Source organism: Providencia zhijiangensis (assembly GCF_030315915.2).
Taxonomy (GTDB): domain Bacteria; phylum Pseudomonadota; class Gammaproteobacteria; order Enterobacterales; family Enterobacteriaceae; genus Providencia; species Providencia zhijiangensis.
Genome location: NZ_CP135990.1, coordinates 2,395,704 through 2,416,564 on the forward strand (window position 1 = coordinate 2,395,704; position 20,861 = coordinate 2,416,564).

A 20,861-nucleotide genomic window follows, 5' to 3' on the forward strand; every position below is an offset into this window, starting at 1 on the left:
AAAAAAATTTAAATAAAGTGAGTTATTTATGACAGTAAAATTTGATTTAATTAACAATATTCTTAACCTGACACCAGACTCAGAATTAGCGAAAACCCGCGCAGAAAGACCGGTTTCAACAGAGAATACTCAAGCCGCTTTTGAGGCCATTTTTTCTGTACCCTCTCAAATACTGCCTCTAAATGTGAAATATTATTTTGCGCTTTCCGTGGCAAAAATTACTGGTTCAGTATTACTCGCAAAATATTATGCTGAATTATTATCATCACAATCTATCGTCGAAATAACACCTGACATTACGCTTGCTGAGAAATATCTTCGAGTATTAACCAGTAATCCAAATCAAGCGGATTACGCTTTAACGCAACAATTTATTCAGCAAGGATGGTCCGAGTCCGATATTATTTTATTGGCTCAGTTAATTACATTTGTCACTTATCAATCCCGCTTAGTTGCTGGATTGGAATTATTAGTTGGACAGAATCCGAATTCAGATAATAAAGCAGTTCAACACTTTCCAATTACAGCAGGAAATTGGAATCACGCAACGACAACACAATTGGGACAACCATCACCAACCGCTTTTACACAACTGCAATTAGGTTGGGAATCTTGGTTATCTGCACGAGATGTCAATTCGTTAAGTGACGATGAAACTCAAACGCTGAAAAAACATGGACAATTAAATTCTGAGTATTTCCTTCTGTTAGCTCATCAAAGCGAAATTTTAGCGCTACGTACACAGATAGACCGCGGTATTTTTTATACCTCAGGTGGATTACCTCGTTGGGAGAGAGAGTTTGCCGCCGCTGCAGTCAGTAAAGTGAATGGCTGCATTTATTGCGCCTCAGTTCATGCGCGCAAAGCTAGCCAGTATGCAAAAGAACATCTCGTTGATGTCGAGAAACTATTAGCAACACCCGCCGGAAGCGTACTTGCTGAAGGCTATGAACCAAGGCTTTTAGCTACCGTTTCTCTTGTCGCTTCGCTCTCAGCTACGCCGATTCAAGCCTCTGTTGAACAAATCGAACAATTACGTTCATTAGGATTAACGGAGCTAGAATTACTCGACTTAATTCAATCCAGTGCTTTTTTCTCATGGGCTAATCGCTTAATGCTGACATTGGGAGAACCGTTTGAACTCCCTGAAAATAAGGAGTAATACCATGGATAAGGTTATTGGATTAGCCGCTCTAGAGGCGCAAATAAATCAGGATTTACAGTATCTTAATTTGCCGATTGGTTCATGGTCGCTATCAGATGAAGATCTCGATAAACAACAGATTAATGTTGCCATTATCGGTGCGGGCATGTCGGGAATTACTGCGGCTTTTGCCTTGAAATTACGGGGAATTAACGCCATCGTTTTTGACCAAGCAGCCTCAGGCAAAGAAGGCCCTTGGCAAACGCCAGCTTTGATGGAAACCTTGCGGTCACCTAAACAGGTTGTCGGTCCTGCTCTCGCCTCTCCCTCTTTAACATTCCAAGCCTGGTTTAAAGCTCAATTTGGCGATGATGCGTGGGAAAATCTCGATAAAATTCCACGTTTACAATGGGGTGAGTACCTACAATGGTTTAAAACCATGACGGCACCCACACTGCTGAATCAGCACCAATTAGTCGATGTTAAATTAATCCCTCAAGGTCGTGAATTAACGTTTGACACTCCCAATGGACAGGTCTATTTTATCGCGCAGCATGTTGTGATTGCAACGGGTATGGAGTCATTTAGCGAGCCTAACATCCCAGAATTTATGGATAAAATTCCAACCCAATACTGGGAACATTCATATGCAGGTAGCAACTATCAGCGATTTAACGGACTTGATATTGGCGTTGTAGGCTACAGTGCGGGGGCGATGGACAGTTCAGCCACTGCATTAGAACATGGTGCTAAGTCTGTTGAGTTATTGATCCGAGCAAAAGAGATGCCGCGAGTAAACCGAGGAAAGGTCGCCGGAAGTGCCGGTTTTACCAATGCCTATGGGTATTTTACCGATGCGCAAAAATGGCATTATGCCGACTATGTTTTGAAAGCGAAAACCCCAGCCCCTCATGGCAGCACACTGCGTGTTTCTCGCCATACTCATGCATATTTTAACTTCGATACGCAAGTCAATGATGTCACCGTCAAAGAGAATAAATTGCACGTTGCCACCACTCAGGGGGACTTCTCTTTTGATTACCTCATTTTAGCGACAGGCTATCGACTGAATTGGCAGAAACACAGCGCATTTCATCGCTTAGCACCGTTTATTAAAACATGGAAAGATGTTTATACCCCACCTAAAGGTGAAGAAAATGATGAACTTGCCGCACATCCCTATCTTGGTGAACACTTTGAATTACAAGCAAAATCGGGTTACGAGTTTCCATTTATCGACCATTTTTATTGCTTCAATTTAAGTGCCTCACTCAGCATGGGTCCCGTAATTGGTCTGATCCCAGGTACCAATACCGGAGCTGAGCGTTTAGCGGATCATATTGCAGCTAAATTGTATCTGGCCCATCGGCAGCAGCACCTTGAGTTGGTTAAAACCAGTACAGAAAATGAGTTATTAGGTGATGAATGGCAGCCTGCCTTACCTCCCGCTCAGCGCGTACAACTGATTGAAAATGTGGAGTAAAGGATGATTGAATTTAACAATGTCCAAAAGATCTATGAAAAAAATGGGCAATCCTTAGTCGCTCTACAAGATATTAATTTGCATATCAATAAAGGTGATATTTTTGGTTTTATTGGTTATAGCGGTGCAGGTAAAAGCTCCCTGATCCGCTTAGTCAATCAATTAGAAAAGCCAACCGGTGGCTCCATCAAGGTCGATCAGCACAATTTAGCGGAGCATACCCCATCGCAAATACGGGCTCATAAAAAAAGCATCGGAATGATTTTCCAACATTTCAATTTGTTGGAAACCAAGACCGTTGAACAGAATGTTGCAATGCCTCTGGTTTTACTCGGCATTGATAAGCACGAAATTACCCGTCGTGTAGATAACATTCTCGAATACGTTGAATTGAGCGATAAGAAACACCAATACCCTAACCAGCTTTCTGGTGGGCAAAAACAGCGTGTTGGAATAGCAAGAGCGTTAATTAATAATCCGCAAATCTTGCTGTGTGATGAGGCAACCTCTGCCTTGGATCCACAAACTACCGCCTCCATTTTGGCATTACTGCAAAAAATCAATCGTGAGCAGAAAATTACCATTCTATTGGTCACTCATGAAATGGAAGTCATTGAGCAGATTTGTCATCGTGTCGCCGTTATGGAATCCGGTCGCATTGTTGAAGAAGGCACAGTACTTGATATTTTTGCCAATCCTCAACATTCGACCACGCAAAAATTTGTGGGTACGGTACTCAATGAAAAAATTCCGGAGCGTGTACTCCATCAGCTTGAACATCAAGAAGATGTGTATCGATTAGAGTTTTTAGGCAAATCGGCTCAAGAGCCTGTAGTGAATGAACTTATCATAAAAAATATTATTAAAATCAATATCCTGTTTGCCAACATGAAAGAGATCAATGGCGTCGTTTTAGGCAGTATGTTTGTGCAAATGTTAGGAGATAAACAACATATTGATGAAGCCATAACCTATTTACGCCATCGTGGCGTTGCAGTGAATAAGGGGACAGTATGAATGAGTTTTTTGAAACAGCACTGACAAGTAAACAATTTTTATTGGCCATGTCAGAAACATTCACTATGGTGAGTATTGCGCTTGTCCTAGGTTCACTATTCGGGATCTTATTGGGAATTTTATTAGTTATTACACGACCAGAAGGGATTTGGGAAAATAAACGTATTTATCGCGTGATTAACCCTATAATTAATATATTCCGTTCACTACCTTTTATTATTTTATTAGTGGCAATAATCCCATTAACGCGCTTTGTGGTAGGAACATCTATTGGCACCACCGCAGCCATTGTGCCCTTAGTCATTTATATTGCGCCTTATACGGCAAGATTGGTCGAGAATTCATTACTCAGTGTCCATTCAGGCATTATTGAAGCCGCCGATGCAATGGGGGCGACCAACTGGCAAATTGTGTGGCACTTTATTTTACCAGAAGCAAAGTCATCATTAATTTTAAGTTTAACCGCTGCCAGTATAACGTTAGTTGGAGCAACCGCGATGGCTGGAGCTGTTGGCGGCGGCGGTGTTGGTGACCTTGCGCTAAATTATGGTTATCAACGCTTTGATAATGTTGCTATGGCAATTACGGTTGTGACCTTGGTGATTATAGTGCAAGGAATACAGTTTATTGGTGACACTTTGGCAAGAAAGGCGCGTTTTCACTAGTTAATATAAAGTCGATGAAATATCTTCATCGACTTTTATTGATTTCTCATACAATTACCCATCTTCCCTCCCCCTTTTCAATTCAACCTCAAAAAATATTTACACATAAAAAAGTCACTATTAACACGAATTTAATAAAAAAATAGGCTATTTCTAAAAATTAAATTTAAAAAAATGCAGTAAAATACCAATATATTTCAAATGATTCATATATAATCATAATAGTATACATCATAATGTTTATTTGGCCTCTTGGGACTAAAAACACCATTAAATGTATGTTTTAGTCACTTTGATAACATCTCTAGCTACCTCGCGCGCTTTACGATGCATCGTCAGCGTTTTATTCACCTCTAACTGAAAACTGATTATGCCGACTATCGAACAACTTATATTGCTTTCATCCATATTGATTTTACTCGGTATTTTTTCGAGCAAACTGTCTGCAAGACTGGGTTTGCCTATGCTGGTTATGTTTCTCTTTATTGGCATGCTGGCAGGTGAGGATGGCTTAGGGAAAATTACCTTTGATAACGTCAATGTTTCTTATGCTGTTGGCTCTCTCGCCCTTGCTCTGATTCTTTTCGATGGTGGACTACAAACCTCAGTAAAATCAATTAAGCTAGTCTGGAAACCTGCATTCACCTTAGCGACCGTTGGGGTTTTGATTACTGCGGGTATCACTGGGTTAGCCGCTGCCTACATTTTAGGTATTCCACTTCTTGAAGGGTTACTTTTAGGTGCCATTGTTGGCTCAACGGATGCCGCTGCCGTATTTTCACTGCTACGCAATGCAGGCATTTACCTAAACGAGCGTTTACAGGCGACTTTAGAGATAGAGAGTGCAACCAACGACCCGATGGCCATATTTTTAACCGTTGGTCTGCTGCAACTTCTAATGAACCCACAAGCTTCCGGCAGTGAATTGGCGTTATTATTTGTTAGTCAAATGGGAATCGGTGCTGCTGTAGGGATTGGGGTTGGTTGGATTTCAATAAAAATTATCAACAAAATTAAGTTACTCGCCGCAGGTCTTTATCCTGTTTTAGTGGCTGCCTGTGGTTTATTTTCATTCGGTGTCGCCAGTAATTTAGATGGCAGTGGCTTCTTATCTATTTTTGTCACGGGTGTGGTTATTGGTAATCACTCGTTTGTTTTTCAACGCAATACCTTTTTATTCCATGATGGGCTGGCATGGTTAAGCCAAATCATCATGTTCGTGATGTTAGGCTTACTGGTTAACCCTAGCTCGTTAATTGAGGTATGGCAGGAAGGGTTGCTCATTGCGCTAGTATTAACCTTTGTAGCAAGACCACTCGCAGTTGTCCCAGTACTCAAACTATTTCGCTTCACACGAAATGAGATAGCACTTATCTCCTGGGTGGGGCTAAGAGGCTCTGTCCCGATTATTTTGGCTATTTTCCCCTTTATTTTTGGATTACCGGGTGCCAACCTTATTTTTGATGTTGTCTTCTTCGTGGTTCTAATTTCTGCAACATTACAAGGTTCCACACTGCCTTACTTTGCCCGCAAGTTAAATCTTATGCAGCCACCACCGCTTATACCCGCTGCGACATTAGATATTACCGCTGTCGACCAGATTGATGCTGACTTAGTCGAATATACTCTGGGCGAGGACTGCTCTGCTGTGGGGCGCCGATTATCTCAATTAGCACTACCGGACCAAACCGTGATTGCGATGATCACCCGAGAAAAAAGCGTGTTACCACCTCGCGGGTCAACAATCTTAATGGCGAATGATCATTTGTTTGTCGTACTAAAACCACAAAATCGCTTATTCCTAGAAAGATTATTCTCTGGTCAAACGTCTTCGGAGCCAACCATTATGGAGTTACCTGAGTCTGGTTTAAGCTTAAAAGGTACAACGTGATTAAATGAAATTTATGAGTCGTATGGAATTTTGATTGAAGTTGATTCCGATAAAACACTCAATCAATTTATTCACGTTAATACTGAAAATGAACCCTCTCAAGGGGATGTGATTAAGCTAGATAACATACAAATAAAAATTGATGAAATGATCGGTCCACGTATCGTTACCGTTATTTTAGAGCCAGTAAAAATCCAGCAGGAATAATATGGTAAAAATAGTGATAATCCATTTCCATTTTTCCACGCTTATTTTCTAATTTGTATGCATAAAAAATAAAAGCCCCAAAGGGGCTTTTATTTTTGCAAGTACTCTATATAAGAGGGCGATTATTATATTCAATGACTTTTACTAATTAACTTGGGTTAATTAATTTCACCGTTCTCATTTGAAACAATTTAATTACTGAACTTAATTTGTTTCATTATGAAACACGCACAAAGAATTAATGTCATACGAGAGAATAAAGCGAGTCGTTAAACCCTTTAGATTCTCTTTCCTCAGATGCATTGATATCATCCTGGAGAACTTCACTGAAGAACTCTCCCATATTTACGCCTAATACCTTTAATACGCGAACTAAACAATCGATATCAATACGATTCACACCTCGTTCATAACGAAATAGTTGTTGTTCACTAATGTCGATCTCTTTAGCTAATTGGAAAACTGTATAGCCTTGAGCTTTTCTTAAAGATTTAATTTTTTGTCCAACTGCACAAGCGACAGGATATTTTGTATTCATAAACATTCTCGCTTCAATCTATATTAATTGAATAAAAATCAGCAGGTATTTTCTGCCGTTTTCATTGTTATTTTATATGTACTATGTAGTTGTGGGGAGGTGATCAATCTTGCACTATTTGAAAAGGGATTGAGATAGGCTGGACGCCTTGAGATTACTGACTTGGCGAGGATTTATTTATTCTGCACTAAAGAATACAATTTGATTTAATTTGTTATTTTTTGCATTCTATTCTGCATACTAATGATCATATTTTAGGAACGTTTAAACGGCATTTAAAGGACAATTGAACAGTGCTCAATCATCCTGCTTTACTGTGATTTTCATCCTGGTTTAACTCACCAGATACACCGGTATCTTTCTTTTCTTCAATGCGGCGCAAAATCTCTCTATCAATTGATTCATCACCAGCAATAGCCAGCTTGATTGCTTGCTTCAGCGTTGGGCGAATTTGCAATCGCTCAATACTATTTTCTATTGAGTCATCATTCATAAATGATGTTTTCAAAATACCTTCAATCCCTTTTCTATGTATAGCTTTTAGTAACTCACTAATTTCATCAGTAGATAGTGATTCATATACCATATCCCAAGAGTTCTTCATTAATCGCCTATCCATTTTAGGTGTCTCTTTCTCCTTTTGCGGTTCTAATTCGGACTTATTAATTCCAAATGCCAACCAGTCAAGGCTTACTTGCTCAGCTTCGGCTATTGTTTGAATGGCTTTAAATGATGGGTCAGTTCCTTTGTTTAAATAGTTATTTAGCGTCGAGTATGGCAGCCCCCACTCTATAGATACAGACCTTATACTGCGTCCTTGGATTAGCTCCTGGATTCTTTCTATTAGTGTTTCCTTTGTAGCGTCAGCAAAAGAAACGTTTTCACTTTTTTTTCCTTTCATTTTCTTTTTTACCTATTCATTTGATTTGTAAGTGATATTTCTAAATAAGACCATCAATTAACCTAATTAGGAAAAGAAAGCCGTTTTATTTCTTTACATGGTCTTAATTTGGATCAATACTGTATCCGTACAGATAACCCTAGCGGATTATCCGCAGGGGTAATTTTTAAGGGTAAACGAAATATGGATAGAAATGAAGTAGGTCATGCAGATTGGCATCGAATCGATATTGTTGCCGCCCTTCATAAAGAAGGACTCACGATGAGAGATTTGTCAACGCGAGCAGGTTTAAAACCCGACACGCTCAAGAATGCACTGGCGCGTTCTTATCCTAAAGGTGAACGCATTATCGCTGATGCTCTAGGTATCTTACCGCAAGATATTTGGCCTAGCCGTTATAACAGTAGAGTGAACCATTATGTACCTAACTGCGAATGAATTGATTGGATTGCCTGAATTGCCGGGAACAGTTCAGGGTATACGCCTGGCACTGAAAAAGCGTACAGGTAAACACCCTGAATTTGTTCGTAAGCGAGAAGGCACAAAAGCTTTTGAGTATCACATTGATTGTCTGCCAGAGGCAGCTCAAGAAGTCATTAAGCAGCGTCACTTTAATGCGGTGCTAGAGCAGAAGAAAACGGATAACGCGCTAGAAAAAACGGTATCAAATGCCAGCGTTAAACCCGTTGATGAATTAGCTTTAATGCGTCAGTGCCCCGCATTGTTAGAGCGAGAGGTGTCATCGTTAACCGCAGATCAAAAAGGTATTGCTGATTCGAGAGCGACATTAGCGTTAGAAGTGCTTTCTTTGATTTATGCAGGCGATACACGCATTGGAGCGGTGACGCGTATCTCTGAGCAGTCCCGTAAAGGTGTTTTGCCCCTAACATTGCAACAAGCCGCAGATAATGCGAATGCACGCAAAGGGACAACCCGCCGAGGTGTGAGCATCCGCTCTTTACAGGAATGGGTCACGTTGTATCAGAGCACCAATAATGGTGACGAACGATTGGCGTTACTGGCTCCCGGTCACCATAAAGAGACACGCCCTGAGCAGGTTTCATGGCTACCAATGTTCTTATCACATCATCGTAATGTGAATGGTCCATCGTTGATGGCAGCGTACCGCACATTCACCGAAGAGTGGCAGGAGCACTATGCAGACCAGCCTACTATGTTGGATGTTATGCCCTCTTATTATGCCGTTCGTCGTGTTATGGATAAATTACCAAAACGCGAACGAGCGCGAGGACGCGTGACAGGTTCGGCAGCTCGTGCATTGGAAACTTACCAAAAGCGTGACTGGTCACAGATGCCTGTAAATGGTTGTTGGATATCGGATGGTAAGTCCATGAATATGAAAGTGGCGCATCCTATCCACGGACGTCCATTTACCCCTGAGTTAACGCTAGTGTTAGATGGTCGGACACGCTTTCTTGTGGGTTGGAGTTTGGACTTATCAGAGAACGTGATCGCCGTTGCATCGGCTTATCGCCACGGTATGAAATACCACGGTAAGCCATTATTTACCTATTCAGATAATGGTGGTGGTGAGAAAAACAAAACGTTAGATGCTGATATTACGGGTATTTTCCCTCGCTTAGGTATTAAGCATATGACGGGTATTCCTGGTAATCCACAAGCGCGCGGGATTATTGAGCGTCTTAATGCGGTCATTCCTCATAACGTGGCTGAGCGATTCAAGACGTATAACGGAAGAGGTGCAGATAAAGAGCATGTACGCATTACCAGTCGACGTATTGAATCTGCTGTTAAAGCGATTGAAAACAATAAAGAACTTAACTCTGTACAAAAAGGTGCATTAGCTAAATTACCCAGTTGGCAGCAGCTATTAGACGCCATTGAGGTTGAGGTACAGCGTTACAACTATGAACATCAGCACAGTGAATTACCTAAGCGTAATGGTCGCCATTTAACCCCTGCGGCTTACCGCGAAGAAGTGCTAGCTGCTGAAGGCGATGAAATCGAATATCTCACTGAGATTGAGTTGCGTGAAATGTTCATGCCAGAAGTGGTCAGAAAGGCACAGCGTGGCTGGGTTGAATTTAATAACAACGAGTATTTTGCCGAAGACTTGATCCTCGTTGATGGTGAGGATGTGCGTGTTGCTTATGACATTCACGATGCGAAAGAAGTCATTATTCGTAAATTGGATGGCACCTATGTTTGTACTGCAATATGGAATGGCAACAAAGTTGCTGCCGTACCTACTACGCACATGGCTAAGGCGATTGATGACCGTCGTAAGCGTCGCCTGGCTCGTGTTGAAGATAAACGTCGTGAGATTGAAGCAGAAGCGCGTCCATTAATCGATGCGAAGCCTGCTCCTGATTTTGGTAGCTTTATTCCTGCGGATGAACCTATCACGACACCAAGAAAACCCATGACTTTTTTACAATCTGAATATGATTATTTATCCGCCAAAGCGGGTAATCAATAACGGAGGTTTACGATGTCTATCGTTAATGAACTTACCACGATGATGAATACCAAAGGTTGGTCACAGGCTCAAGCCGCACGCGGTATTGGTGTCAGCACGGCAGTGATTAACCAGTTTTTGCAAAATAAGTACAACGGTGATGTTAACGCGGTTGAAGAAAAAGTCCGCCAATTCATTTTACGCGAACAAGAACGTGATAAATCGCGTCGTATTAAGCCTGTCTATGTTGACACGTTAATGGCACGTAAAGGGCGTGATGTTATCCGTATGGCGCACATGGATAGTGATATTAACGTTATCTATGGTGATGCGGGTATGGGTAAAACCATGATTGTACGCCAATACGCCAAAGAGCATTTAGATGCAGTGCTGATTGAGGCTGACCCAGGTTATACGGCTCGTGTTGTTTTAGAAGAGTTATGCAACAAATTGGGTTTAAGTAAGCGTGGCAACATGCACGAATTGAGCGAATCCATTATACAAAATCTGCGTGATTCGGGGCGCATTATCTTAGTCGATGAAGCTGAAAACTTACCGTACCGCGCATTAGAAACATTGCGTCGTATCCATGATAAATCAGGGGTTGGTATTGTCTTGGTGGGTATGCCTCGCCTGATTCTTAACCTAAAAGGTAAGCGCGGTGAGTATAAGCAGTTATATAGCCGTGTAGGCTTTGCATTACGCATGGGGGAATCACTCCCCGAAGATGATATCACCAACATGATCACCACCATGTTACCGGAAGCGTCTGAGCCAGAAGTATTAAACGCCCTTTATAAAGCGTGTAAAGGTAATGCGCGCCGCTTGTTTAAGTTCTTACGCGGGATATCCAATGGTAGCCAAATTAGTGGGCAGCCTATCGATGTTCAAATGGTTCACGAATTCTCAGAAATGCTGATTAATTAGGTGGCGACATGCGTAATACCATTATCGATAGACTCGAACTGATGATTGCTGAATTGGTGTTTGATAGAGAAATATCAAGTAAAGGCGTTTTATTTCACCGCGAAAATCTTGACGAGTTAATCAGTTTATTGATTGGCGCTCGTGAAGAGATAGAAAAACTTCAATTAGTACAGAAATAATGAGGTTCAACATGGATATCACTATTACGACTGAAAACCAATCTATTGTCTCTGACTTGCTGCGTGCAGGCTCAGTGGCACAGCACTTAGAGCAACAAGGTGTCACCATATTAAGTGTGATCACTCGTCAAGGTAAGCCTTGCATTCATGTAGCCCGCAACAGCTATTGTGATGCGCTCATTCAGGAAGGTAAGGCATCTTACCAATATTTTAATAGTCATAAGGGTAAGCAAGGCGTCTTTGATACAGAGGGGTGCCGAGTTTACTGGTCTGAATCAATACATTAGGAGTCATTATGGCGGCGAAAATTACAATTATTATTTCGGAAGGTAAACATGGACATGCCGATGTTGAAATTACCAGGCACAAAGCAGAATCAGGAACAACTGTTGATGAAATGGCAATGTCTGCTGAATTAGTGCAAGAAGTTGGTTTAGCACTTTGTAAAATTAAATTAGCTCATAAGGAAAAACGTAATGCACACTAATCCAAAACAATTTACACAACATGAAGTTATCGAGAACTACTGGCGTGATGCAAAAGGCATTTTAACCCCAGTTGACTTAATTAAACCCATCGATATGCAGCGTGATGCATTGGTTGGCGAGTTAGTCACTCAGGCTCAACAAATCAGTGAGTTATTACGTCAATTTAAAATCGCAGCTTTCGGTGATATTGAAGCATTCATCGCCCTGTCAGCAGAACAGTTTGGCGTTAATGTAGGGGGTAAAAAAGGCAATGTCACGCTGTATTCATTCGATGGTCGCTATAAAATTCAACGAGCGATACAAGACCGTATTGCTTTTGATGAGCGTTTACAAGCGGCTAAGGCGTTGATTGATGAATGCTTAAAGGATTGGGTGCAAGGTGCTAAACCGGAGATCCACTCCATTATTGATCAGGCTTTTGCTGTTGATAAAGAAGGCAATATTAATACGGGAGCTGTTCTTTCACTTCGCCGCTTAGATATTAAAGATACACGTTGGATAAATGCGATGGAAGCGATTGGTGAAGCTATTCAAGTTGTTGGTAGCCGCCAGTATGTCCGTATCTATGAGCGTGTTGGTGATAATGATCAGTATGTTCCTATTTCACTTGATATTGCCGGAGTCTGATATGTCATTTATCCATTATGCCAAAACAGCATCGATTGCCGAACGCAAGGGCTTATTTGTTGAAGCACACAAGAATTGGCTTGATGCGGTTAGATTTGCGCGTAAAGACGTAAATCGCAGGTGGGCGGAATGCCGTGCTGATTATTGCCTTAAATCGTCTGGAGGTCGTCGTGTCCAAGTTAACAGCCCAACAATTTAATGAAAAGTACCTTGTTGGACACACCTTCATTTATCAACGTAGTCGTTTTTTACGTGGCGGACCAACTGTTAGAACATTAGGTCGAGCTAAAGATGAAGGTGAAAGAACTATTGTTGAAATCGATATTCACCCTTATTACATCGATATTGACACATTAAATTGCTAGTTAATGTAACTCACTAAAAAATCTAACCTTTTAATTAATGGCGTAAACCCGCAGGGGCTGGCTTACGCCTAAATTCAGATAACGAGGTATTTATGTCTAATAATCATGCATCAACTAATAATATGAGCCAACCGAAAATCATTATTACAGCAACTCCAGTTTGTTATGTCAGACAACTTACACCATTAAAACCACAAATTGATATTTCCAAAATTTGTACTGATGAGTTTTGTGAACCTATCTTCATGAAATTTAGCGAGCATGATGTGCAGCTTTCTCATGAATATATTCGAGAATTGCAAGATCAAGGCGTTGATAAATTGATTAATTCATTACAAAACGCATTGAATTTACTGCATGAACGTGATTGCGCAGGTGCTGTAACTTCGATGCTTAAAGATGAAATTAATAGTTGTAAAGCTTTCGCTAGACGGCTCCGTAACCCTATCGATAAATCAAATCTTTGCGATAGCTGCAATGACTGGATGCGTGGCGGATGCTCTTCAATGTGTTCTGCCTACGGTGTAAAAGGAGATCATCATGCGTAAAGGTTGGTGCCCTACCTGTGAAAAAGTGCTTCCTAAGTCATTATTCTCTATCAGTATTGGTGACAAAGTCGATTTCACTATTCAACGTTACAAGGTTAGTTCTCGTGGTATGTCTATCAAGGCATCATCACGTACAGGTAAGGTGATTGATATTCAAGGTGAAATTGCCATTGTCTTGTATCGGAAGCAAGAATCTAAAATACATATCAATAACTTGTCATTATCTGATATCCCAAATGACCTAACTCGCATGATTTGTGGTGAGTGTGAATGCAAGCCTGCGGAGGTGTCAGATGGGCATCAGTAAAGAGCAATGGGTGAAAATTGAAGGAGATCTAAAAGATTATTTCGCATCGGTCGATTTTCAATACAAAGGCATTGAAATTGGTGTAAGGCGCGTAAGTATAGGTGAAGGGAAAACCGCGTTAGCCGTTTTTTTAGATGGGGAAATTCGCACTGGGTGGGGATGGACAAATAGTGATGTGTTTAACCCCTTGGTTGAGTGCTTTTGGTCTAAGCGCCAAAAATCATACTATAGTCCGGCAAGAGTTAAGAAGTTGGAAAAAATTTATGGGAAAAGGCGAGTTAAAAAGGAGATCTCAAATCTTCATGAAAAACTTACCTGGTATCACCCCTATTTTAGCAAAGCTTCCGTGCTGGTTCGTCAGTTTAAGCGTATTGAAGGGTTAACGTTGAAAGTAGATAGTCAAGGTGACTCACTATGACTAATTTAAGGAAAACCTCACAGGCAGCGGCGCGTAAGCGCCGCCAAAGAGCGAGACAGCAAAAAGATGGCTTACACCGTATGGAGATTGCACTGAATGATAAGGAAAATGAAGCGTTAGATTATCTTTGTGTGCATCGCAATCCTGGGCGTCAACCCTATGACCGTAACGAATTAATTTCACTGCTATTGCTGTGCAGCTTAGAGCAGCTAAAACGCCAGCAAGCCAAGTTAGGGACATGTGAACACTGCAAAGAACAAATGCCGAATCATTGTGATGGGTTGTTTATGGGACAATCTAATTGCTGGTTAACACGCGATGCTCGTAAACTTAATCTCACTAGCGTGACTGGTCACGCTAATTTAGAGGAGACAGAATAATGACATCCCCTAATGCAAAGATATTAATTGGTATCATTAAAGCTGCTCAACAGTACCTTAAATTGGATGATGAAACCTATCGAAGTATCCTTGTTCGCATGACGGGTAAGAACTCCGCTAAAAAGTTAACGTTAGACGAATTAAGCCAAGTTCGAGACTATCTTCATGAGCAAGGATACCCAAGAAAATCGGCAAAGAAATACGGACGTAGACCAAGCGTGCCCGCTACACGCGAGTCAATCCTCAGTAAGATTGAAGCATTACTTGCTGATGCGGGTAGACCTTGGGAGTATGCAGAATCGATGGCTAAGCATATGTTTAAGCGTGAAAAAATTGAATGGTTAACGTTTGATGAGTTATCTAACTTAATGAAAGCCTTAATCATTGATGCAAAACGGAGGGCGAAAAATGGATCTCAAAGCCGTTGAGCATTTACTCCCTGATACATTACGCCATATTGCGGGCTTAATTGGGTATCCTGATACCTTAAAACTGATAGAAGTTTTCGGTGGTACAACGTTTGTATTTACAAAAAGTACAGAGACAGAGCGCTTTAAGCTTTTATCGCACGCGATTGGTGATCAAAGTGCAGTAGTGCTTCAAACTCATTTTGGCGGTACTGAAATTTATATTCCCAATGCTTCAGCTGCTATGCGTGAATGGCGCAATCAACGATTTATCAGTGAATATAACGCCCTTTTAAAGGGCGGTTTATCCGGTGTTAAAGCTGTAATAAAGCTGTGCCCTAAGTTTGGTTTTAGTGATCGTCATGCCTGGGACTTGTTATCACGCTATAAACAATCTGCTATCCTAACCGCAAAGCAACCGAATTTATTTTGAGGATATCATGCAAAAAATACTTATTGGAATGTTGTTATCTTTTTGTTCAATTAGTGCATTGGCTATTGATGGATATAAAGGAATTAAATTTGGCTCGTCAGTAAAGGAAGTTTTAAACGCCAATATTTGTTCACTAAAACAATTTCCTGATATGGAGAAAATACCTGAGACTCAAGAGTATGGATGTTTCAATTTACCTTTTGGAGGAAAGAATACACTAGGTATGGCATTTTTTATTGATGGTAAATTTAAGCGATTTGCTATCAATGTAGATGATAATTATGTTTCTGTATTGAACGGTTTAATCGAAAAATATGGAAAACCTTCATCTAGTAACACTCCCGAAGAGATAACTGCTGCATCCAGAAATGGTAACCCTGTTTTTGTCCGTTTTGATAATGATACAATTTTTATACGTTTAGAATGGAATGTCGCTACTGGAAAGGAAAGTGCTCTTCTAATCTATACTTCACATGATTTTGATAAACTGATGGCATTAAAAAATAAGAAATCAATTATTAACGATATTTAACCACTGAACCCCTTCAACACGCGAAACCCCAAGAAAAATGAAATACTGAACACCTTCCTTTTGGAGGGTGTTTTCATTTTAAGGGGGTAACATGCAAACAACTATCAATGAAGCCGAACTCGAACGGCTTGAAAACCTACTGCCAGACTCTGCAAAGCAACTCATTGACGTCATTGGCTACAATGCGACATCACGCCTTATTAGCCGTTTTGGTGGTGTCACCCTCGCAGGTGTCAGCGGTGAGGCTGCAGAGCGTACCGGAGGCGTTCACCGACTATTACGTGAAGTCTTAAATGAAGGCGAGTGCAAGCAGCTCTTGCACTACATTGGTAAAACTGCATTTTATATCCCGCGATGTGAAGAAGCCTTTCGCCAAATTCGCAACCAACACTTTATCAAAGAGTTACTGACGTTGAGTGAGCAAGGTCGTTCGCGTCGCCAGGCAATGGCATTACTGTGCCCCAAATACGGATTTAGTGACCGCATCGGTTGGAAACTGTTGCGTGACCTTGACGCAGAGAGCGCCGCTCAAGACCGTTTATTTGATTGATATTTGCGTGTCTTTTATGACACACTAAAACCCCCTTTAGGGTTTGGTATTCAACTGCTGAACCCCTTCCAACACTCCCGATATTCCTATCTCCTTATACTCAAACTCTCTTATTTCTGATTGGGTTTTTCGTCCATTTCCCTCGGTTTTTTGGAGGCCGTTATGTGAGCGTTAGGAGGTTGCCATGAACCCAGTCTTCCTCGTAAAGGATAGATACATGGATGAAAAGATAACCCAGATCATCACTCAAATATCGTATTGGTTCGCGGGTCTGGGTTTATTTTTTAGTGGTTTGTCATTGTATGAGTGGGGATTTCTCATTGGTGTGTTTGCCAGTGTGCTGCTTGGGACATTGACCTATCTCTTAAATCGCCGAGAGCAAAAACGCCGAACGCGCATTTTAGAGAACTATTTCTCGAATAAACCCGTTTCTCGTGAGGATGCCGAAAAGCTGATTGAAGCATCCATCAAATCCCCCAAGGATTTATAACATGGATATGAAGCAGCGTTATCTCTCTGCCGCCGTTGTGGCGTTGATTGTCGGTGGAGCCAGTGAAAGCCAGATATTTGACCAGTTTATCAAAGAAAAAGAAGGTAACTTTACCACCGCTTACCAAGATGCAGGCGGGATTTGGACAGTATGCCAAGGCGTCACCCGTATTGATGGTCGTCCTGTCAAGCCGCGTGAAAAGCTCACTGATGCACAATGTGAACGCTTAAATGCCATTGAGCGTGACAAAGCCATTTCATGGGTACAAAAACACGTTCCCCTGTCTCTCACGCCGCCACAAATCGCGGGTATCGCGTCTTTCTGCCCTTACAACATTGGCGCAGGTAAGTGCTTTTCATCCACGTTCTACCGCAAGTTACACGCGGGTGACATCGAGGGAGCCTGCAAGGAGATCCCCCGTTGGGTCTTTGATGGTGGAAAAGATTGCCGAAAAACCCAAGGGCAACCCGGCGGCTGTTATGGTCAAGTGATCCGACGTCACCAAGAGGCTGAGTTGTTGTGTTGGGAGTTAATGCAGGTAAATACGACATGGACAAAGCCATGAACTCAATCGCAGAAAACACATTAACCCGCTCGTTTAAAGTCGCTTTAATTATCGCAGCATGGTTGTTGTTTGCGATTGGTGCAACGGCGGGCGCTGTCTTAGCACGTTCTTACTACAACGGCATTATTCAAGCGAACCAATCTCAATACGATAAGAATTTAAAAGCCATCTCCGATGAAGCTGCGGCTGCGACCAAACAAGCCAATGCGCGTATGGAGCAGGCTCAACGCGAAAAACAACGGTTAGATGAGCGTTATGCCAAGGAGTTAAGTGATGCACAAAAAGAGTCTAAAGCTTTACGTGATGACCTCTCTGCTGGTCGTCGCCGGTTGCAGTTCGCCAGAGCCGACCTTGCAACCTGTCAGCTCACCGCAAGCCACAGTTCCAGCACCCGCCCCATGGGCGATGAAGCCGAAATCCGATTCTCTGTCGAAGCTGGACTCCTTGTTGAAGATATCCGAGCCGGTATCCAACTAGACCAAGCCAAGCTTGACTACTTGCAAGACTACGTCACCAACGTGGTGAATGAATGCCGTCGAGAGGTGACACCATGATTCGTTACCGTCCGATGATCGTCGCTCTGGCAATTGTGCTCTATCTGGTGTTGTTTCTCGGTGTGGGTATGTACCTGCGCACTGTGAGTACCTGTGACCAAGCTCAAGCCCAGAGTCACCGTTTAACGTATTTAGACGGCATGGTTTGCCGTTATCTCGATACCCATGAGGCAATAACGCCTCCATCTTCAAGGAGTTTACGATGAAAAAACGCCCACAGCAGGGACGCAAAAAAGACGTTTTAATTGCTATTAACAGCCAGTTAAACCGCATTGAAAGCAACATTAATCGACAAATGCAAAGCATGGATGAGCAAATCGAACTCATCCGTGAAGAAGCAACTAATGGCGCGATTAAGCGGGGTTATGTCGCGGGCGCTATTTCAGGTGGTGTAACCGCCTGCGTGGTCAGCACGGCGTTGATTTTAATCCGCGCGAAAATGGGCTTGTAATTATGGCGTATCCGCAGGAGACCCGCGATAAGTTACGCCGAGCCTATATCTTTAGTCAGTTATCCCTTGAGGTGGCTGCCAGTCAGATAGGCGTGGCGTTTGTCACCGCCCGACGCTGGAAGAAAGAAGCCCAAGATAAAAATGATGACTGGGACAAAATGCGCGCTGCGCACATGTTAGCCGGTGGCGGCGTTGAAGATGCAGGTCGTGCGGTATTGATGAGCCTCGTTGTGCAGTGTCAAGCGGTGACTGAGCAAATCAATACTAACCCTGATATTCCGGCAGATAAGCGTGTTGAGCTGCTAGCGAGCCTTGCTGATGCGTTTAATAAAGCCACATCCGCCAGTAAAAAGATATTGCCTGAAACCGATAAGTTGGCAACTGCTATCGATGTGATCCAACGGTTCGGGCAGTTTATCAGTGACAAGTACCCACAACACAACGTGGTGTTTGTGGAGATTTTAGAAGCCTTTGCCGATGAATTGGAGCGTGCCTATGGATGAAGTTAAGCAGCAGTTAAAAAACTATCAATATCAAATACGTGGATTTGTTTCGACTGAAGCAACTGAAGAGGAAAAGGCACAACTCGCAGAAGCAGAAAAAGAGACGCAAGTGTTTATCATTCAGTTACAGGAGCGCTACCCTAATTATTTAGGTTTAATGGGTGGTGCTATTGCTGTTCTTGATACTTTATTGAGCTGGGAACAGGAATAATGGCAAAAAAGGTTTCCTTAAAAGAGTTTAAAGCCTCACTCCAGGACTACATCACCGAACTGCGCCAAACCATTGAGGCAGAGTGTTTGGGCTTTGATGCTGACCCCAAGGCGGCTGAGGCACGACGTGCGCAAGCCGCGGATGCACAGAACGGCTACAGCTTCTTTGTAGAAACCTATTTCCCGCACTATGTACGCCATCACTCTCGCAGTCAGTTACATGATTATCTCTTTAGCCGGTTGCCTGCGATTGTTGCCAGCTCGGATGCTGAAAGTGACGCCATCGCCGCCCCGCGTGGTGAGGCTAAATCCACGCTAGTGAGTCAACTCTTTACGCTGTGGTGCATTATCCGTGAGCTGAAAAAGTATCCGGTCATCATTATGGACAGTATCGACCAAGCCTACCCGATGCTCGAAGCTATCAAAGCCGAACTGGAATATAACCCGCGACTGAAAAATGATTATCCCGATATTTGTGGTCAAGGGCGTACTTGGCAGATGGGGACTATCGTCACCCGCAATAACATTAAAGTCACGGTTGCCGGTAGCGGTAAAAAACTGCGTGGTTTGCGACATGGTCCATATCGTCCTGACTTAGTGGTGCTTGATGATATTGAAAACGATGAGATGGTGCGTAACCCAGAGCAGCGCGACAAGCTGCATAATTGGTTAAAAAAGACCGTCATGCCGCTCGGTGAAGCCGGGGGTAAAACCGACATCGTTTACATCGGGACTATCTTGCATTATGACTCTGTGCTCTCTCGTACCCTCAATAATGCGATGTGGCGAACAGCGCGGTTTAAAGCCATTCTCCAAATGCCTGCCAATATGAAGTTGTGGGATGAATGGGAAACCTTGATCCACAATAAACACATTGAGGAAGCTGAGCGCTTCTACCACGAAAATGAGCCTGCCATGTTGGAAGGTTCGATTGTGTCATGGGCGGCACGTCCACTGTTGGCGCTCATGAAAATTCGCGCTCGTGATGGTCATGATACCTTTGACTCTGAATACCAGAATGACCCGGTCAGCGGTGAAGATGCCATCTTTGCCAGTTGCATTACATTTTGGTCTAACCATCTCTCTGATTGGGTCTTTTACGGTTCCTGTGACCCAAGCCTCGGTAAACAAAATAAAACCCGTGACCCATCGGCGCTGCTCGTTGGCGGCTTTAACCGCATGACGGGTATCTTAGACGTGGTTGAGGCGGATATTAAGCGCCGTTTGCCCGACCGGATTATTTCGGACGTCATTGACTATCAACGTGAGTATGGCTGTTTGGTGTGGGCGTTTGAGTCTATTGCATTTCAAGAGTTCTTGCGCACCGAGCTGGTGAAGCGTTCGGCGATGTTAGGCGTACCCGTTCCCGCTATCCCTGTTATTCCCAATAGTGATAAAGCCTTACGCATTGAGTCCTTGCAGCCCCACATGGTCAATGGGCTGATACGGTTACATCCAACGCAACACACCCTAATTGACCAATTACGCCACTTTCCTAAAGCCGATCATGATGATGGTCCTGATGCGTTGCACATGCTTTGGTCATTGGCGGTCTCTCGTTCTGGTAACACTGAAATTCACACACGCCCCCGCAGACCTGAGGGTCGGCGCTTTGGTTCGGGGGCTTGGTAGGAATAGATT

33 protein-coding genes are annotated in these 20,861 nt (G+C 42.7%); 31 read left to right on the forward strand and 2 right to left on the reverse strand.

Annotated features, from left to right (window positions below; all coding sequences use genetic code 11):
* The first annotated feature begins 28 nt into the window (after positions 1-28).
* The 6 genes from QS795_RS10980 (at position 29) to QS795_RS11005 (ending at position 6,407) form a co-directional block, all read left to right on the forward strand.
* Positions 29-1,162, forward strand: coding sequence for a CMD domain-containing protein (locus QS795_RS10980; protein ID WP_286268741.1), 1,134 nt, complete (start codon positions 29-31; stop codon positions 1,160-1,162).
* A 4-nt stretch (positions 1,163-1,166) separates the two neighbouring features.
* Complete coding sequence (locus QS795_RS10985) at positions 1,167-2,627, forward strand: FAD/NAD(P)-binding protein (RefSeq protein WP_286268742.1); 1,461 nt, start codon at positions 1,167-1,169, stop codon at positions 2,625-2,627.
* 3 nt (positions 2,628-2,630) lie between these two features.
* Positions 2,631-3,644 (forward strand): methionine ABC transporter ATP-binding protein, encoded by a 1,014-nt coding sequence (locus QS795_RS10990; RefSeq protein WP_318626481.1) that lies wholly within the window; start codon positions 2,631-2,633, stop codon positions 3,642-3,644.
* Positions 3,641-4,309 carry a methionine ABC transporter permease gene (locus QS795_RS10995; RefSeq protein WP_154602934.1) on the forward strand — a complete coding sequence of 223 codons (669 nt, stop codon included), beginning with the start codon at positions 3,641-3,643 and terminating at the stop codon, positions 4,307-4,309. Before QS795_RS10990 ends, QS795_RS10995 begins: the two co-directional genes overlap by 4 nt.
* A 370-nt stretch (positions 4,310-4,679) precedes the next feature.
* A complete protein-coding gene (locus tag QS795_RS11000; RefSeq protein WP_318626482.1) occupies positions 4,680-6,200 on the forward strand; it encodes a potassium/proton antiporter in 1,521 nt (506 codons plus the stop codon).
* A 30-nt stretch (positions 6,201-6,230) separates the two neighbouring features.
* Positions 6,231-6,407, forward strand: coding sequence for a transporter associated domain-containing protein (locus QS795_RS11005; RefSeq protein ID WP_318626483.1), 177 nt, complete (start codon positions 6,231-6,233; stop codon positions 6,405-6,407).
* 244 nt (positions 6,408-6,651) lie between these two features.
* On the opposite strand, the gene QS795_RS11010 is transcribed toward QS795_RS11005, so the two are convergent.
* Positions 6,652-6,945 (reverse strand): helix-turn-helix domain-containing protein, encoded by a 294-nt coding sequence (locus QS795_RS11010; protein WP_036949379.1) that lies wholly within the window; start codon positions 6,943-6,945, stop codon positions 6,652-6,654.
* A gap of 301 nt (positions 6,946-7,246) precedes the next feature.
* Complete coding sequence (locus QS795_RS11015) at positions 7,247-7,846, reverse strand: helix-turn-helix domain-containing protein (protein ID WP_318626484.1); 600 nt, start codon at positions 7,844-7,846, stop codon at positions 7,247-7,249.
* 183 nt (positions 7,847-8,029) lie between these two features.
* Between QS795_RS11015 and QS795_RS11020 the strand changes: the two genes are divergently transcribed.
* The 25 genes from QS795_RS11020 to terL all read left to right on the forward strand — a co-directional run bounded on the left by QS795_RS11020 (position 8,030) and on the right by terL (position 20,852).
* Positions 8,030-8,284 (forward strand): helix-turn-helix domain-containing protein, encoded by a 255-nt coding sequence (locus QS795_RS11020; protein WP_318626485.1) that lies wholly within the window; start codon positions 8,030-8,032, stop codon positions 8,282-8,284.
* On the forward strand, positions 8,265-10,307 hold the full coding sequence (locus QS795_RS11025) for a Mu transposase C-terminal domain-containing protein (RefSeq protein ID WP_286268751.1): 2,043 nt from the start codon (positions 8,265-8,267) through the stop codon (positions 10,305-10,307). Before QS795_RS11020 ends, QS795_RS11025 begins: the two co-directional genes overlap by 20 nt.
* 12 nt (positions 10,308-10,319) lie before the next feature.
* The gene (locus QS795_RS11030; RefSeq protein ID WP_286268752.1) at positions 10,320-11,213 is read left to right on the forward strand and encodes an AAA family ATPase; all 894 of its coding nucleotides are present in this window, start codon (positions 10,320-10,322) and stop codon (positions 11,211-11,213) included.
* An 8-nt stretch (positions 11,214-11,221) separates the two neighbouring features.
* Positions 11,222-11,392: a hypothetical protein gene (locus QS795_RS11035; RefSeq protein WP_154632779.1), complete on the forward strand. Its 171-nt coding sequence runs from the start codon at positions 11,222-11,224 to the stop codon at positions 11,390-11,392.
* 11 nt (positions 11,393-11,403) lie between these two features.
* Positions 11,404-11,679 (forward strand): hypothetical protein, encoded by a 276-nt coding sequence (locus tag QS795_RS11040; RefSeq protein ID WP_112307088.1) that lies wholly within the window; start codon positions 11,404-11,406, stop codon positions 11,677-11,679.
* Between the two features lie 8 nt (positions 11,680-11,687).
* Positions 11,688-11,879 carry a hypothetical protein gene (locus QS795_RS11045; RefSeq protein ID WP_154632781.1) on the forward strand — a complete coding sequence of 64 codons (192 nt, stop codon included), beginning with the start codon at positions 11,688-11,690 and terminating at the stop codon, positions 11,877-11,879.
* A complete protein-coding gene (locus QS795_RS11050; RefSeq protein WP_154632782.1) occupies positions 11,869-12,507 on the forward strand; it encodes a DUF3164 family protein in 639 nt (212 codons plus the stop codon). The genes QS795_RS11045 and QS795_RS11050 overlap by 11 nt, the downstream gene beginning before the upstream one ends.
* Before the next feature lies 1 nt (position 12,508).
* Positions 12,509-12,706 (forward strand): ANR family transcriptional regulator, encoded by a 198-nt coding sequence (locus QS795_RS17510; RefSeq protein ID WP_195848572.1) that lies wholly within the window; start codon positions 12,509-12,511, stop codon positions 12,704-12,706.
* Positions 12,678-12,872, forward strand: coding sequence for a hypothetical protein (locus tag QS795_RS11055; protein ID WP_248445148.1), 195 nt, complete (start codon positions 12,678-12,680; stop codon positions 12,870-12,872). The genes QS795_RS17510 and QS795_RS11055 overlap by 29 nt, the downstream gene beginning before the upstream one ends.
* Positions 12,873-12,964: 92 nt before the next feature.
* Positions 12,965-13,420, forward strand: a complete 456-nt coding sequence (locus QS795_RS11060; protein WP_286268760.1) for a hypothetical protein — start codon at positions 12,965-12,967, stop codon at positions 13,418-13,420.
* The gene (locus QS795_RS11065; RefSeq protein WP_154632788.1) at positions 13,413-13,727 is read left to right on the forward strand and encodes a hypothetical protein; all 315 of its coding nucleotides are present in this window, start codon (positions 13,413-13,415) and stop codon (positions 13,725-13,727) included. The genes QS795_RS11060 and QS795_RS11065 overlap by 8 nt, the downstream gene beginning before the upstream one ends.
* Positions 13,714-14,145 (forward strand): hypothetical protein, encoded by a 432-nt coding sequence (locus QS795_RS11070; protein ID WP_318626486.1) that lies wholly within the window; start codon positions 13,714-13,716, stop codon positions 14,143-14,145. Before QS795_RS11065 ends, QS795_RS11070 begins: the two co-directional genes overlap by 14 nt.
* Positions 14,142-14,525, forward strand: coding sequence for a hypothetical protein (locus QS795_RS11075; protein WP_154632790.1), 384 nt, complete (start codon positions 14,142-14,144; stop codon positions 14,523-14,525). Before QS795_RS11070 ends, QS795_RS11075 begins: the two co-directional genes overlap by 4 nt.
* A complete protein-coding gene (locus tag QS795_RS11080; RefSeq protein ID WP_318626487.1) occupies positions 14,525-14,953 on the forward strand; it encodes a gp16 family protein in 429 nt (142 codons plus the stop codon). Before QS795_RS11075 ends, QS795_RS11080 begins: the two co-directional genes overlap by 1 nt.
* Positions 14,934-15,365, forward strand: coding sequence for a Mor transcription activator family protein (locus QS795_RS11085; RefSeq protein WP_318626488.1), 432 nt, complete (start codon positions 14,934-14,936; stop codon positions 15,363-15,365). The genes QS795_RS11080 and QS795_RS11085 overlap by 20 nt, the downstream gene beginning before the upstream one ends.
* A 7-nt stretch (positions 15,366-15,372) precedes the next feature.
* Complete coding sequence (locus QS795_RS11090) at positions 15,373-15,897, forward strand: hypothetical protein (protein ID WP_286268767.1); 525 nt, start codon at positions 15,373-15,375, stop codon at positions 15,895-15,897.
* 91 nt (positions 15,898-15,988) lie between these two features.
* Positions 15,989-16,447, forward strand: coding sequence for a mor transcription activator family protein (locus tag QS795_RS11095; RefSeq protein ID WP_318626489.1), 459 nt, complete (start codon positions 15,989-15,991; stop codon positions 16,445-16,447).
* Positions 16,448-16,664: 217 nt separating this feature from the next.
* Positions 16,665-16,937 (forward strand): potassium channel protein, encoded by a 273-nt coding sequence (locus QS795_RS11100; protein ID WP_195848575.1) that lies wholly within the window; start codon positions 16,665-16,667, stop codon positions 16,935-16,937.
* Position 16,938: 1 nt separating this feature from the next.
* On the forward strand, positions 16,939-17,502 hold the full coding sequence (locus QS795_RS11105) for a lysozyme (protein WP_154632795.1): 564 nt from the start codon (positions 16,939-16,941) through the stop codon (positions 17,500-17,502).
* Positions 17,457-18,056, forward strand: a complete 600-nt coding sequence (locus QS795_RS11110) for a lysis system i-spanin subunit Rz (RefSeq protein ID WP_318626490.1) — start codon at positions 17,457-17,459, stop codon at positions 18,054-18,056. The genes QS795_RS11105 and QS795_RS11110 overlap by 46 nt, the downstream gene beginning before the upstream one ends.
* Complete coding sequence (locus QS795_RS11115) at positions 18,053-18,262, forward strand: hypothetical protein (RefSeq protein WP_318626491.1); 210 nt, start codon at positions 18,053-18,055, stop codon at positions 18,260-18,262. The genes QS795_RS11110 and QS795_RS11115 overlap by 4 nt, the downstream gene beginning before the upstream one ends.
* On the forward strand, positions 18,259-18,507 hold the full coding sequence (locus QS795_RS11120) for a hypothetical protein (protein WP_282971796.1): 249 nt from the start codon (positions 18,259-18,261) through the stop codon (positions 18,505-18,507). Before QS795_RS11115 ends, QS795_RS11120 begins: the two co-directional genes overlap by 4 nt.
* Before the next feature lie 2 nt (positions 18,508-18,509).
* On the forward strand, positions 18,510-19,010 hold the full coding sequence (locus tag QS795_RS11125) for a DUF1804 family protein (RefSeq protein WP_318626492.1): 501 nt from the start codon (positions 18,510-18,512) through the stop codon (positions 19,008-19,010).
* On the forward strand, positions 19,003-19,221 hold the full coding sequence (locus tag QS795_RS11130) for a hypothetical protein (protein ID WP_286268780.1): 219 nt from the start codon (positions 19,003-19,005) through the stop codon (positions 19,219-19,221). Before QS795_RS11125 ends, QS795_RS11130 begins: the two co-directional genes overlap by 8 nt.
* Positions 19,221-20,852, forward strand: a complete 1,632-nt coding sequence (gene terL / locus QS795_RS11135; RefSeq protein ID WP_286268782.1) for a phage terminase large subunit — start codon at positions 19,221-19,223, stop codon at positions 20,850-20,852. The genes QS795_RS11130 and terL overlap by 1 nt, the downstream gene beginning before the upstream one ends.
* Positions 20,853-20,861 lie beyond the last annotated feature (9 nt).